Consider the following 14280-nt stretch of genomic DNA (forward strand, 5'->3'; position numbering starts at 1 on the left):
GATGAATCAGGGTAGTCCTTTGCTGCTGCTCGTCGACGTCCCGCAGCGGACGGTCAACGCCATCACCGCCGAGCTGGCCTCGACGACCGAGATCATCCAGTGCACGGCGCAGGACGTGCTGGCCTACACGCGCGGAACGCCCGGCCTGCGCCGGCCCACGGTGGCGGTACTGGGGGAAAGCGTCACGGCGCCTGTCGGTGTCGTCCACTCCCTGCGGCCCCACCCTGCGGACCTGGCGGTCGCCGTGACGGTCGCCCCCGCCACGCGGGACAAGCTCGCCGTACTTCCGCTTCTGTTCCCCGACGATGTCGCTCACCGTGTGCAGGACAGCGAGACAGCGCAGCGGACAGCCCAGGTAGTGAGCGAGCTGCTGCAGCAGCTCAGCCGTCGCCAAGCGCACGCCGCGGCGCAGGCCGCGGCCCAGCAGCACCTGTCTTCGGGTACCTCGATCGACCGGCAGTTGGGGGAGCGGCTGCTGGGACAGTTCCTGGCCCAGGCCCCGACCGGTGTGCTCATGCTGGACGGCGACGCCGTGATCGCCTGGAACCCTCGGGCCGCCGACATCCTGGAGCTGACGGAGCCGGACTCGGTGCACCAGCCGGTGACCGACCTGTTCCCCGAAGACCAGCGCACCGTCCTGCAACACCACCTGACCACCTCCGGGCAATACCGGGACGCCGAGCCCGACGCGGTCTTCGAACGCGTTCGCAGCGATGGCACCTCCCAAGCCCTGCGCATGGCTGTCCGCCAGCTCCTGGACACCGAAGGACGCCACCGCACCCTGATCCTCACCGAGGATGTCACCGACCGCCTGCACGCCCAGCGCAAACTGGCCGAACGCACCGGCCACGCCCTGCTCACCGCCGAAGTCGCCGCCGCCATGACGGCGCCAGGGCCACTTGATGAACGCCTGCACAGGTGCGTGCGCGCCGCCACCGACCGCCTGGGCGCCGACCGCGTCTGCACCTGGACCCTGAACACCCGGGGCGAACTGGTCCACGCCGTCTGCGCCGAGGACGACGCCGAATCCCCCGATGCACCCTTCTGCGAGACGGTTCAGCGCGCCCTGGTCGAACAGGTCGTCGCGGCACGCCGCCCGCACCTGGACGCCCCACCCCACACCGACCCGCACGCCTCTCCACCCACGGACGGCCGGGGCTCTTTCGCCGCTTTCCCTCTCATCTCCGGCGGGGAGCTGCTCGGCGTGCTGACGCTGACCACGCGCCTGGCGCTGCCCGGCTCCGTCCTGGCCACCTTGGAGAACATCGCTGACCAGATAGCCGTCGGCATACAGCAGGACCGCCTGCTCAACCGCCTCAGCGAGGCAACCCGGGCCCTCGAACGCCCCCTGCTCCCACCCAGACTGCCCGACCTGCCCGGCTTCGACCTCGCCACCCGCTACGCCCCCTTCAGTCAGGGTCTGCATATCGGCGGCGACTTCTACGACGCCTTCACCGCTCCCGACGGCCGCCACGTCCTGGTCCTCGGGGACGTCTGCGGAAAGGGACCCGACGCGGCCGCCATCACCGGCCTGGTCCGCCACACCCTGTGGGCCGCCGCCCAGCACACCAGCGACCCCGCACACGTCCTGAACCTGGTCAACAACGCGTTGCGCCGCCAGAGCACCCCCTTCTGCACCCTCGTCTACGTGGTCCTCGACACCACCCGCACCCCCGCCCGCCTCCGCATCGCCAGCGCCGGCCACCCCGCACCGCTCCTGCGCCGGGCGAACGGCGACACCGCGCCGCTGGAGACACGGGGCACCCTGCTGGGCGTACTGGAGACGCCGCGCCATACGGTCACTGAAGTGGAACTACGACCCGGCGATACCCTGGTGCTCTACACCGACGGCTTCACCGAAGGGGCCGGTGCCGCAGACCAGCGCGACCCGGAAGACCTCGCTGCCATCGTCGCCTCCCTGGCGCCGACCGGCACGGCGGGCTTCGCCGAGAACGTGGCCACCGCCCTGCTGGACGACGCCCGCCGCTGGTGGGGCGAACGGCTGCGCGACGACCTCGCCGTCCTGGCGCTGACGGCCCTGCCGGCCCCAACGGCGCCCGGACAACACGGCACAGGGTGAGGGGACGGCACGGAGCTCACCAGCCGCCGGCTCACGACCTGCGGCGCTGACCCGGGCCGACAACTGACCCGAGGCCAGTCCGGCCGCGAGGTGAGGTTCGCGGGCGGCGCCGGAAGCCACGCCATCCGCTCGGCCATATGTAACCCGGCAAACGCCGCGGGTGTGGGGTCTGAGCCGGCGGCGCGCCCACGCGGCGCCGGGCGCAGGCAGTCGGGCCCCGGAAGGTGGCCGGCCGCCACGGTCGACCGGGCAGGTCCGGGACGGCCGCCCCACGCAGGGTGGTGCGCCGGATCGATGCCCGGCCGTTGCCTCACCGCGTGGTTCTTTCGCCGACCGCGGATGTGCCCGCGCCGATAGCGGGGAGCGAGCGCAGTTCCACGTGAACCGCTCCGGCATCGGCGGAGGCTCCGGAGTGTCCTGAGTTTGGTGGAGTCGTGTCGCTTGGTTTTACGCTACAGGCGCTGCACGTAGTTCGTACTCGACCGGAGTGAGCATCTCCAGGGCCGAGCGCCTGCGCTGGCGGTTGTGGAAGATCTCCAGATACTCGGAGAGTGCCGTGGACAGCTCCAGTCTGGTCCGCCAGCGCCGGCGGTTGAGCAGTTCCACCTGGACCCGGGCCCAGAGGGACTCCATCATCGCGTTGTCCACGCAGTTCCCGATCGAGCCCATGGACGGCAGTAGACCGGAGGCGCGGGCCCGTTCGGTGAACGCCCAGGAGCCGAACTGCACTCCGTGATCGGAGTGGATGATGGTGCCGCCGGGCCGGGGACGGCGGTTGCCGATGGTCATGCTCAGTGCATTGGTGGTCAATGCGGCGGTCGGGGACGCGTCGATGGACCAGCCCACCGCCCGGCGGGCGAAGGCGTCCAGGACCACAGCGCAGTACACCTTGCCCTCCATCGTGGGATGTCCGGTGATGCCGGTGACCCCCAGTGGGTCCCGGGCGTGACGGGTGAAGTTGCGTTCCACCAGGTCGGCGGCCGACGGTGTCTGCGGTCTGGGCCGCCGACGGGCTCGGTTGCCAGGCAGGCCGTGCAGGCCGGCCCGCTGCATCAGCAGTTCCACGGTGCCGTGGTGCACGTGGACGCCCAGACCCAGGGCGAGCTCGGCGTGCACCCGGCGGGAGCCGTAGGTGCCGCGTGAGGCGGTGTGGATGCCGATGAGGGCCTCGGTCAGCCAGGCGTGCCGGACCGTGCGGGCCGAGGGCGGGCGGTCCTTCCAGGCGTAGGAGCCGGACTCCGCGACGTGCAGTGCGCGGCTGGCCGGCTGGACCGGCAGGCCCTCGTCAGCCATCACGCGGATGGCTTCGTACCGCCTTTTGGGCGGGTCGCCTCGCCGAGGAGCACCGCGGCCCGTGAGGTTCCCCCGCATCTCGGGGGAACCTCATATCGAGGGCGACGGCCCGGCCAGTTGCTTCCTCCCTTGCTGCGGTGCATTCGATGACTGCGCCGGATCCGGATCCGGTTGGGCACGACCCGACGGCCTGCCCCAGGCACTGCTGAACTGGTCGTACTTGGGAGCGCCCCCGGTCAAGGACGTGGCCACGGTGGTGGGATGGAGCGTTGAGGAAGTCAGACGGTGCCGCCAGTCCGGCCGTGCGGCCGCCTGGCACCGCCATGCCTCGGCAGGGGTCAGGACCCGGAGGCGGGACGGCGGGGGGAGGGAACCGCGCTCAGGATTTCCCACAGCGGAGTGGAGCCGGCGGCCCACCTGGCGAGCATGTGACGGTCGACGAGGTGGAGTCGCTGGGAGCGGGCGAAGGCGACGGCTTTGTCCGTGAAGCGGCCGTTGGTGACCAGCACGACAACGTCGCCGTTATGTACGGGCCGGCCGGTGCCGTTGAGGACATGCAGGTCCGGGGTTCCGACAGCGGAGCCGGCCAGTCCGGCCTTGCGATGCTTGCATTGGATCACCCACAGGCGACCAAAGGGATCGGTGGCCTTCACATCGGCGCCATTGTCGCCGGCCCCACCGACCCGGATCGCCTCGGGGCAGCCGTCACGGCGCATCAGATCCCGTACGGCTTCTTCAAACTGCCGGTGGTGCAGGGCGTCGATCTGTGGCATCGCGTAGCGCAGTCCCTGCTCCCGCACCCGGTTCCAGCGAGCGGCCTCCCGGCGCCGGTGCACCCATACCCCGGCGGCCGCCGCCGCGACGAGCAGCAGCACGATCGGCACCCAGGGGTGCGCGGCCAGCCACCGCAACGCGCCGACCACCAGGCTCCACGCCACGGCGAGCACCAGGAGCAGCAGACCGGCCTGCTCCCAGCCGGAGGCCCGCCTTGGGCGGTAGGAAGCCGGGCGACGCCTCGGCGCGGACCGGCGCCGAGAGGCGGGAGACGTACGGGGCCGGCGTCGGGCGGGGGAGCGGCGAGTGCTTCGGGATCGAGGGCTCATGCGCCGGCCTGCGAGATGCCGCTCACCAGCTGCTTGATCACGTCGAAGAGGCCCTGGCCCAGTGGGGTCGGCGCGATCACGATGCCCAGGGCCAGGACGAAGAGGGCCGTGTTGCGTTCCTCGACGCGGCTTCTGGCCTGGGTCCTGCGGCGTAACCGCATCACTACGATGACCGCGAGCAGCACCCCCACGTTGATCGTCACCATGCGAAACCCGCTCCCGCCCTGCCCTCGTCCCCTGCACTGTTCCTGGCTGCCCTGAAGGGGCCGGGGAACAGTGCAGCCGATCAGGCGACCGGATCGCAGCGGGTCAGTGAACGTTGGCGGAACGTCGCCGGACGCTGTCTGGTTACCGTCCGGACACCCGTTCCCACAGGTGAACGAGGCAGAAGACCCGACCGGCCGTTCCAGCGCATCGACACCGACCACCCGCAGCTGCGAGCGGGGCCGGGGCCGGGGCTGGCTGCAGATGGCCATTCGCACGGGTGTTTGCGGCCCCTGTCGTGGACCAGGTGGTGAGGAGCTGGTCGGCGACGGCCTCCAGCCCCAGGGCGTGGGCACCCTTGACCAGCAGTAGGTCGCCCGGGAGGAGGATGGCGCGGACGGCGGCGCTGACCGTGTCGGCGGTATGCCCGTCGCAGGCGGGCCCGGTGGTCCGGCGTTCCGGCGGGGTGCACGGTCACGGCCGGATCGCTGCTCGCGCCACCGTCGCCGCGTACGTCCCGATTCCAGGCCCGGACCGCCTCCGCCGGCTTCTCGCCGAGAGCGGGACCCTGGTCACCGAAAGCGTGGACGTACCACTCCCACTCACGCTCCTCGCGGTTCTCACTGTGCCGGGTCTGTACGTACGTGAGGTAGGCGAGCGAGGCCCCGGAGAGGACAACCGGCGCGTCCGAGCCGGTGGCGATCTCGACGACCGAGCTCTCCTGGTCGGCGGCGACCGCCAAGCGGCAGAACCCGGGCAGCGTCGTGGCCGCGTACAGCTGCAGCGACCCGAAGTACGTCCACCGCCGGCAGTCGTCGCCACCGGAAAGCACGGCATGCGGACGGCCGCCCGTTCCGCGGACCTGTGGATCACCCAGGACGTCGGCCAGGCCCCGACCGCCTGCGCCGGCGCACCACATGCCGAGGTGCGCCGCCAGGTCGCCCTGCTGGACGAAGTCTGTGCACGGCAGGGGCGTGAGCCCGGCATGCTGCCGCGCCTGGCCGTATCGGGGTACGGCGGTGAGCACCCCCTGTCCTCGGTCGAGGGGTTCCGCGACTGCGTGGGCAGGTATGCGGAACTGGGCATCGCGACACTGGCCGTCCTGTGGCCCCGCGGGAACCAGGAACGCACCCGCCTCGCTGTGCTGGAACAAGCGGCGGCCGAGTGCCTGAGACATCGGTCCGTCCCCTGAACCCGTCTCAGGGCCGGCGTTGGCCGACGGTCCCGTGCGACGGAGCCCTGCCTCTGTGCTCCCGTACTTCGAGGCAGGCGGCCCTTCGCCGGTCTCCGGTCCGGGCCCGGTGTCCCGAGGTGCGGGTGGCAGGCCGCCGCGCGGCATCCGCACGGCGCCGCGCGCCCCGGTGCCGGGAAACGAGGGGGAGGTCCGCTTCCGCCGGCCGTGCTTGAAGCCGTTCCGCCGGAAGTCCTCAGTCGAGAGCACACCCGGCGCATCGCGAGGGCCGTGCCGAGCGCCCCGCTCGAGGACCGACGTGGTGCGGACGGGGGAGGACCGCCTGGCGGACGTAGCCGAACGACATCCGGTCGTCCGTCCGCCCGGGACGCACTTGTACGCGCCGCCCGCGTCGCACCACCCCGTACGGAACCACCACTACGCCGAAGGAGTCGCCGAGCGCCCGCTGTCCGCAGGCGTTCGGGTGGAAGGATCTTTTGAGGCCTCCCTGGAACACGCCGGTGCTGAAGTAGCGGGTCCAGTCCGTGGTCGCCGGGGCCGGTCGGTTCTTCGCGTCCGCGCCCCTGGTCGACTTCGAGCAGGTCTCGTGTCCTGGAAGGCGTCGATCAGGTCGGTGAAACCGGCGTTGTGCGCATGGGCGAGGCAACGATCCCGGACGAGAGCGGGGGAACCAGGGAGCCCCGTGCCCGGCCGGGGGCCTGATCGCCCGGTGGGCACCCCTGGTGGGCCCGGCTGTTCGCCAGGGTGCCGTTCTCCGGGGAGCGCGTTTCCGATGCGCGAGGCAGCCGGACGGGTGGGACTGGACGACCAGCCGGTAGGCGTTTACGCCGGTCTCCTCGTACCCGTTCTCGGCCATGACGGGGCGAATGTCCTTGACGGCCTTGTCGAGGAGGACCACGGTCCGGCCGGGCTCCGTGTTCGGAGCGGCCTGCTCCGAGACGTGGCACGACGTCCCGAACGGGCTCTCGAACGCAGTGATGCAGTCGGCGGTGATGTCACCGGAACCCACGCCGTTGCCGCTGACGGGGACGACGGCCCGGACGCTGTCCTGCTTCGCCACCTGATCCAGCCGACCGTCCTGCGACTGTTCGCACCCGGACGGCTTTCCGCCCGCCTCGAGCGGTGGGATGTTCTCCGGGCTCGCCCGGAGCGCGCCGGATTCACCGTCTTGAGCATCCCCCTTGGAGGGAACGGCCGCGCTTTTGATCCCGGCCGTGTCCGACCGGTGGCACTCCCCGCTGTCGCCCAGGGACACGATGGCCGGAACATCCTGCGCACTTCTTCGACCTCCCGGGGGACCTCGAGATCGAGCGGGAAGGGCGTCATGCGTGTCATGCGTGCCTCATCTCGTGATGCCCTGATGTCCTTGTCGCGGTTCCCGCCCTTCACGCTCCTCGACCGGTGCTCCGGTACAGGCACGCAGCTCCGCCCGTCCCGTCGGCTGCGCCGAGGACGGCATCGGCACGCCGTCGACGACCACTCCCGCGCCGTCCTGAGCACCGTTTACCCCGGTGTGCCGAGCACCGGGGACTCAGGCGTGCGGTGTGCGCGTCCGCCGTCGCGTGGCCCCGACCGCGGACGTGTTCGCGCAGTTCACGGCTCCGGCCTCGCCGGTCGGCCCGGGCAACGGAAAGCGCGTCGGGCCCTGTTGCCGGGCAACCGGAGGGCGTCACGGCATGAGCATTTCGTCCATTCCCTCACAGGCGCGGCACCCGACCGGGAGGCGGCAGGTTCTCTCATGTGTTCAAACGAACAGAATGCTGTTAGAAATAGTTTATGAGCGCCGGAGACCGTCTTGACCTGACCCTGCGGCTTGTCCAGAACGCGGGCAAGCTGTCCGTGTCGGAACTGGCCGGACGTCTCGGCGTCTCGGAGATGACCGTTCGCCGGGACCTGGACGCGCTGGAGAGCCGGGGCCTGCTGCGCCGGGTCCACGGGGGCGCCGTTCCCGTGCGCCCGCGGGAAGAGCGCGGGGGCTTCCTCGCCCGTCGCGAGTGGCAGGCCGCAACCAAGGACCGGCTGGGGGCGGCGGTCGCCGCGATGATCGAACCGGGGTCAAGGGTGCTGCTGGATGCGGGCACCACCACGGTTCACGTCGCCGAACACCTGGTGGAGCGCGCCCCGCTCACGGTGGCCGTGCTGAGCCTGCAGGCAGCCGAGGTCCTGGCGGACAGGCCGGGCATCGAACTTTTCGTCGTGGGAGGGCGATCACGTCCGGGTGAACGCTCGCTGGTGGGCCCTCTGGCGCTGCGCACCCTGGAAACCCTGAGCTTCGACTGCTTCGTCATGTCGATCGGCGGGGTCCACGCCGAACGCGGCTGGACGGAGCTCTCCCTCGACGACGCGGCGGTCAAGCAGGCGGGTCTCGTGCAGGCGGCGCGAACCGTCGTAGTGGCGGACGCCACCAAACTCGGCGTGCGAGCGTTCAGCCGGGTGGCTCCGCTGAGCGCGGTGGGCGCCTTCGTCACCGATGCCGCGGCGAAGGACGTGCAGACCCATCCGAACGGGCCGCTCACCCTCCAGACGCTGAGGGAGGCCGGGGTCGAGGTCCACCTGGCATGACGGCCGTCGGCTCCGCGTCCGGGGCAGGCGAGACCCGTCTCACGCGGCGGCCGTCCGTACAGGCCCCGCGGTGTGCGCCGGCCTCGGCTCCGCGCAGGCCCTGTCACGGCCTCCTGCGCTCCGCCTGCCGGTGTTCAGGACCGCTCCGGGGAGCCTCCGGCCCGGCCGTCGGCGATCAGATGCCGCAGGGCACGGGCCACCTGCTCCGGGTCCTGGAGCTGAAGTCCGTGTCCCACACCGTGCAGCTGCGCGATCCGTACGTCGGGGACCTGCGCCCTGATGAACTCGACGTCCGCATCGGTGAGGAGGCCGCCGGCCGCCGGGTCGGCCCGGAGCAGCGCGACGGGGACGCCCAACCGGCCCAGCAGGCCCTCGTCCAGCCGCCGGTACGTATCGGTGAAGCGCTGCGTCACCGCGTCGAGAAAGTCGCCGTCGTGCCGGAACAGGGAAGCGGCCATCTCCCGGACGTACGGGTGGTCCTCGCCGAAGACGTCGGCCATCGTGGCGGTTCCCTGCGGGGTGGGGACCTCCAGTGCCAGGAGGCCGTCCAACACGTCGCGTTCCGACGAGACGACGGTGGTCAGAGTCCGCCACGATCGATTGATCCCGTAGGCCGACTGCATGTGGGCGAGCATCCTGCCGCGGGTCATCGGAGCGTCGCCGATGACCAGGCCGGCCACCAGATCGGGGCGGTCCTCCGCGAGCACGCCACCCACGTGGGCGCCGTGGGAGTGTCCCACCACCCAGCAGGGCGGGGCTCCGGCGTGTTCCAGGACCTCGGCCACGGCCGCGGCCGAGTCCTCGAGCCGGTAGGCCCCAGGGGTCGCCGGCGACTCCCCGTGGCCCGGCATGTCAGGACGAACCATCCACGCTTCGCCCGACAGCAGAGGGGCCAGGGAGTCGAACCACTGACGACGGCCCGAACCGCCGTGAAGCAGGAGCAGTGTCGTCTCACCGCTGCCGAGCATGTCGTAGGCCACGCCTGTTGCGGTCCGGCGCGTCTGTGTCTGCATGTCACCACTCCCGAGTGATTTTCCGTGTGGGGCTCGTCGGGGGCAGGGGGGTGAGGCGGTCGTCGAGGCGGCTGCCCCTGCCGCACGCCGGGACGCGCCGGAGCGACGCGGGGCGTGGCCGGCGGGGCGGCTCGCACGCCCTTTCGCCCCCGGATCAACGCCGCGGGGACACCTCGGGATCATGCGAAGTCCTGTGGGCGGAAAGCGTGCTCCGTGAAGCTGCCGCACGCCGTGAACCCCAGGCGCCGGTAGACCGGCTCACCGTCCGCTGTCGCCTGGAGCACCGCGCGGCACTGGCCGTGTCCGCGTGCCGCGTGCAGCGCGGCCACGGTGATGGCGCCGCCGTAGCCGCGTCGGCGGTGGCCGGCGAGGGTGCTGATGTTGTAGATGCCGGCCACACCGGCGTGGTGGAAGACTTCCGCCGAGCAGACCGGCTGGTCACGGTGGTACCCGACGAGATATCGGGCAGGACAGTCGGGTCGGAGGGCCCAGTGGGCCGCGTCGCGGTAGAAGGTCCGCACCGTGGTGGCCGGCGGGTCCCAGTTCGCGGACAGCACCGCTGCATAGTCGGCGAGCTGTTCAGGAGTCCTGACCTGACGGACGTCCAACTCCGCGATGTGAAGGAGGGGCGGGAGCGCATCGAGGGGCGCCCACATCGCCGTCTCGCTCTCGGTCGCTCCGAGGCCGGCCGCCTCGAGACGGTCGGAGAGGTCCGAGGGCGTGGAAGCGGGTCCGACCCACCAGGAGAAGGGGCGTCCCGCGGCCTTCAGCGTGTGGACCGTCGATTCGATGCGAGCCACGGCCCGCCCGGGGGCGAAGCGTGCGGCCGCCACGATGTTGAACGTGTCGTCGTCGGTCCCGCTGTCGGCGATCAGCAGATCGTCCGTCTCGGTCACCGTCGCACCGCCCACCTGCCGGTGCAGGTGGGCCGCGTGCTCCGCCAGGTTGGCCTCCATGCGCACGAGGATGTCCGCTGTACCGACACCTGCGCACTGCTTCGTGATCACTACCGTCTCCCATCTCTCCAGGTGTCACACGGCTTCCGCCTCGCCGGACGGCCGGTTCCACACCGGGTGACCCGTCAGTGATCCGGAGACGGTGAGCGGACTTGAACGAGAAGTGCTGCCAGCGCATGCGGCGGCAGGTATCCTCCCGCCGCTCGGCGGGAGACGGAGCCGTGCTTCGTCGCAGGCCTCCTCCGGGGCGGGGCCACTGCCCGCGGGGGTGATCCTCTGCCGCGTCGCTCGACGGACTCCGTGGGGGTGTTCACCGTCCCGCGGCCGGTCGGCAGCCGTCCGGGGGAGGGGACGGCCGGCGAGGGCGGGACGCCCCCGTCCGGGCACCGTGTCGGGGCTTGAAGGCCGAGGTCCGCCCAAACGCCTTCGCCGATCACGACATCACCGCGGGGCACCGGGGTCAAGACGGCGGCGTCGCCGGTGCCGCTCGTGAACTTCGCAGTGAGGCCGTAGACGTAGGGCAGACTGCTGCCGTTGCGCACCGCGCTGCCAGACGCTCGATGGCATCGTCGTACGCGCAGTTCACGATCCGCACGTCGTGCAGGGCGTTCGTGGCGCCCGGCTTCAAGTGGCCGGTCCTCTGGTGTCCTGTGTGCGTGCTGTCGGACTTTTTGCCGGAACTGCTGCCGTGCGAGCCGCATCCACCGGTCAGGACGACCGGAACGACGCCGAAGGCGGCGACGGTACAGATGTTGCGAGACTTCACCCTAATCCCCCTGAATCGGCGCGACGGGCACACCGTCGGCAAACGCGATCGCACTGTAACATCAATCGCACATGGCATGTTCGTATGAACATGAAGATTGCGGGACCGTGTGAGATGGGTTGTCCCGTCGACGCGGCACACCCCACTCCGCCCCACTGTCCTGAGAACGGCACCTCTGATCCTTCCGAGGGGTGCGTGGCGGCACGGTGGTCCGTGTCGGTCTTGCTCCCATGAGGGGCATCCTCTGCGGCTGGCCGAGTGCCGACATTTTCCGCCCTGTGCTTCCACGCCGTGACCGGCAGGAATGATCGATGAGCGCTGCTCGGCAGCGAAGCGGGCAGGTGTGAATCTGGCCGAAAGGGCGTGGTCGTCGACCTCTGCTTCCGTGAAGAAGCCGCAGGTCGGCAGGTTTCGGTCAGGATTCTCTCCGGAGTCAGTGTCGGAATTGTCAATTCTGCTCGTTCTTCGTGGTGGTTGGGGCCTGAAGTCCCGTTGTGTTCCACCGGAGGGGTGGGGCTGGTTCCGGCCCGCATGCACAGGAACTTCAAGGGCGCGGTGCGTCGCTTTGTGTGTTTTGTGGCGGCTTGTGGGGCGCCGGTGACCGTGTCGGGCCACGGGTCCTGACCCTCTTTATGGCGCGCTTCTGACTTCCTGTGGGGGGGGGAAGCCGATGCATCCGCACGTTGCGCACACGTCGGACGGATTCAATCGGTCGTCGCAACACTGGTTGGTGGGAGCGATCGCAGCTGCTGGGTGAACACTTCAGCCGAGGCTCGCCACCCGAGGGTTTTCCGGGGCCGGTTGTTGAAGACCGCTGCGACGGCCTGGAGCTCTTCGCTGTTCCAGCGGGACAAGTCGGTGCCCCTGGGGAAGTGCTGACGCAGTAGGCCGTTGGGGTTCTCGTCGGTCCCGCGTTGCCAGGGGCTGTGGGGGGTGGCGAAGCAGACAGGGATGCCGGTCTCGACCGTGGAGGCGGCGTGCGCGGACAGCTCCTTGCCGCGGTCCCGGTCCCAGGCGAGGGACCGCCGGAGTTGGTCAGGCAGTGTGGTCATCGTTCTGGCCAGGGCGTTCTTCATCGTGATGGCGCCGTGTCCGGCCAGAGCGGGGCCGTTCTTCGTGCGCGGGACCACACCGTGGCCCTCCTCGCGCGGCAGGGGGACCAGCATGGTGAACCTGGTGGTGCGCTCGACGAGGGTCCCGGTCGCCGAGCGTCTCAGCCCGATGATGAGGTCGCCCTCCCAGTGCCCGGGAGCGGCGCGGTCCTCGGCCTCGGCGGGACGCTCGCTGAGGAGGGCCTTGTCGGTGACGTGGGCCCACGCCTTCTGCCGGCTGCGTGCCCGGGAACAGGCAGCGCCCGTCCGGTACGCAGGCAGGCCACCAGCTCGCGTTTCAGCGCACCTCGTCCCTCGACGTGGAGAGCCTGGTGGATCGCCTCGTGACGGATGCGCATGTCCTCGTCGTCGGGGGACTCGACCGGCAGGCGGCGCGCGATCTGCTCCGGGCTCCATGCGGTAACCCAGCCTCTGTCGCCGCGGTGCGGCTTGTTGCGCCCCTTCCAGGCCGGGCCCTGCGGGCCGACACGGTTGCCTCCGGCGTCGGTGACGTCCCCCGACAGCCGGTCCTGGACCCAGGCTCTCAGCCTCGGATTGTCCACGAGCTTGGCTGTCTTCGGGCGTCGGGCCCGGCGCTCAGCGTGCCGGAACCAGCGGAGTCCCACCGGCCCGGACACCCCGGCAGCACTGCACGCATCCTCGGTCTTGGCACCCCGGGCGATCGCCGTCCAGAACCTGACCCTGTCCTCACGCCAGGCCACCGACGGCCTGCCCGGCGACGGCATCGATCCCCGATACGCACGAACCTGCTTGTGCCGCTCCACAGAGCCCATCGCTCCACCTCTCGATCAAGGTGTTGCGACGATCAGTTGAATCCGTCTTGCTTCACTGCAGGTCGCCGATGCCACCAGCGCCGTGGCGGCCTGTTTCTCAGGCATGGAACTGGCAACTGGCCCGATGTGGATGTGCCGGCGGCGCGGCCATCGCCACCGGGCTCACCGCCAGCGCGGTCGTACTGGTCGTTCTGCGGCGGAGCGTTCATCCACACGGCCGACGGCAACGGGGTGCTGCCGACCCTTTGCGGTTCGGCAGCACCCGGCACGAACTCACCGCCGGAACGTGGCTCCGGCGGTGAGGGCCGCAACCGCCGGGCCCCCGCGCACCGGTGCCCCTGGTCGGCGGTACCGGTGGCCGCGGCCGCCGGGCCGGCGGGCCGGCCGGCCTGTCCGGGCGTCGGGTCGCGGCCGTCGGTTCAGGGCGCGTCGACCAGGGTTCGGCCGTCGGTGACGACGGAGGCGGCGAGGGCGTTCGCGTAGTTGGACTGCACGCGGGACCGTTCGGTGGCGTTGGGGACGGCGCTGGTGCAGGCGGTTCCGGCGCTGGAGCCGGACATCAGCTGGGAGCAGGGGCCGGGCTTGGTGTCTGGCAGGCCGAGGCTGTGCCCCAGTTCGTGGGCGGCGATCCGGGTCTTGTTGTATCCGTCCTTCACGGCCTGGCTGCCGAGTTCGACGCGGACCTGGCGGCCGGGGCGGACGGGGCCGAGGGTGGCCTGGGGCCAGCCCGACGTCGCGACGATCACGATTTCGGCGGCGCCGCCGGGGGCTGCTTCCACGAGTTTCACGTTGGTGACGCTGGCGTTCCACGAGGCGACTCCGGCCGCGATGGCGGCTTCCCAGCCCGCGGCACGGCTGTCGTCGTAGCGGAGGGTCACCACCGCCGCCCGGGCGTCGGGCTGCTCGGCGGGGGCGGCGGACGCGGTGCCCGCCGTGGCGAGGACGAGCGCAGTCGCGGACGTGCCTGCCTTGATCCATGTGGCGAGGGGCATTGCTGCTCCTGTTCCGTGGGGAGTCCGGCCCCGGCGGGGCCGGGTGTACGGAGGAGCGGCTGAGCTGTCCGGTGGGGCCGGACGCGCCGTCGACCGCCCCTCCCGGCTCATGTGAGGATACGCCGAGGCACCTTGATCAGTCATGTACCTGCCATGTCGGTTTTCCGTCACATTCCGCGGCGAGGGTTGCACCAGCCGCAACCCCGGCGCCTGTTCGTCACCCGCTGAGGCACC

The 14280-nt window shown here is 70.9% G+C and carries 10 protein-coding genes and 1 pseudogene; 4 read left to right on the top strand and 7 right to left on the bottom strand.

All coding sequences use genetic code 11. The features are described 5' to 3' along the window. Position 1 precedes the first annotated feature (1 nt). Positions 2-2080 (top strand): SpoIIE family protein phosphatase, encoded by a 2079-nt coding sequence (locus ACWH4W_RS21550; RefSeq protein WP_473077346.1) that lies wholly within the window; start codon positions 2-4, stop codon positions 2078-2080. A gap of 447 nt (positions 2081-2527) precedes the next feature. Here the strand turns inward: ACWH4W_RS21550 and ACWH4W_RS21555 are convergent, their stop codons facing one another. From ACWH4W_RS21555 to ACWH4W_RS21565, 3 genes are all read right to left on the bottom strand, one after another. Continuing rightward, complete coding sequence (locus ACWH4W_RS21555) at positions 2528-3451, bottom strand: IS3 family transposase (RefSeq protein WP_473077347.1); 924 nt, start codon at positions 3449-3451, stop codon at positions 2528-2530. Between the two features lie 260 nt (positions 3452-3711). Further along, complete coding sequence (locus ACWH4W_RS21560) at positions 3712-4329, bottom strand: restriction endonuclease (protein ID WP_473077561.1); 618 nt, start codon at positions 4327-4329, stop codon at positions 3712-3714. A gap of 143 nt (positions 4330-4472) precedes the next feature. Next, entirely contained in the window at positions 4473-4682 is a 210-nt protein-coding gene (locus ACWH4W_RS21565; protein WP_473077348.1) for a hypothetical protein, read from the bottom strand. A gap of 833 nt (positions 4683-5515) precedes the next feature. On the opposite strand from ACWH4W_RS21565, the gene ACWH4W_RS21570 reads away from it, so the two are divergent. Together ACWH4W_RS21570 and ACWH4W_RS21575 are read left to right on the top strand one after the other, a co-directional pair. Beyond that, positions 5516-5872 (top strand): hypothetical protein, encoded by a 357-nt coding sequence (locus ACWH4W_RS21570; RefSeq protein WP_473077349.1) that lies wholly within the window; start codon positions 5516-5518, stop codon positions 5870-5872. Between the two features lie 1776 nt (positions 5873-7648). Beyond that, on the top strand, positions 7649-8434 hold the full coding sequence (locus ACWH4W_RS21575) for a DeoR/GlpR family DNA-binding transcription regulator (RefSeq protein ID WP_473077350.1): 786 nt from the start codon (positions 7649-7651) through the stop codon (positions 8432-8434). 134 nt (positions 8435-8568) lie between these two features. Here ACWH4W_RS21575 and ACWH4W_RS21580 read toward each other — a convergent pair whose 3' ends face one another. Both ACWH4W_RS21580 and ACWH4W_RS21585 read right to left on the bottom strand, forming a co-directional pair. Beyond that, complete coding sequence (locus ACWH4W_RS21580; RefSeq protein WP_473077351.1) at positions 8569-9447, bottom strand: alpha/beta fold hydrolase; 879 nt, start codon at positions 9445-9447, stop codon at positions 8569-8571. 179 nt (positions 9448-9626) lie between these two features. Further along, a complete protein-coding gene (locus ACWH4W_RS21585; RefSeq protein ID WP_473077352.1) occupies positions 9627-10403 on the bottom strand; it encodes a GNAT family N-acetyltransferase in 777 nt (258 codons plus the stop codon). Positions 10404-10801: 398 nt separating this feature from the next. On the opposite strand from ACWH4W_RS21585, the gene ACWH4W_RS21590 reads away from it, so the two are divergent. Beyond that, complete coding sequence (locus ACWH4W_RS21590) at positions 10802-11257, top strand: hypothetical protein (RefSeq protein ID WP_473077353.1); 456 nt, start codon at positions 10802-10804, stop codon at positions 11255-11257. 616 nt (positions 11258-11873) lie between these two features. Here the strand turns inward: ACWH4W_RS21590 and ACWH4W_RS21595 are convergent. After that, a pseudogene (locus tag ACWH4W_RS21595) lies at positions 11874-13054 on the bottom strand (IS30 family transposase). A 419-nt stretch (positions 13055-13473) separates the two neighbouring features. Further along, positions 13474-14046: a snapalysin family zinc-dependent metalloprotease gene (locus ACWH4W_RS21600; RefSeq protein WP_473077354.1), complete on the bottom strand. Its 573-nt coding sequence runs from the start codon at positions 14044-14046 to the stop codon at positions 13474-13476. Between the last annotated feature and the right edge of the window lie 234 nt (positions 14047-14280).

The sequence above is a fragment of the Streptomyces sp. DSM 120436 genome (genome assembly GCF_055778765.1).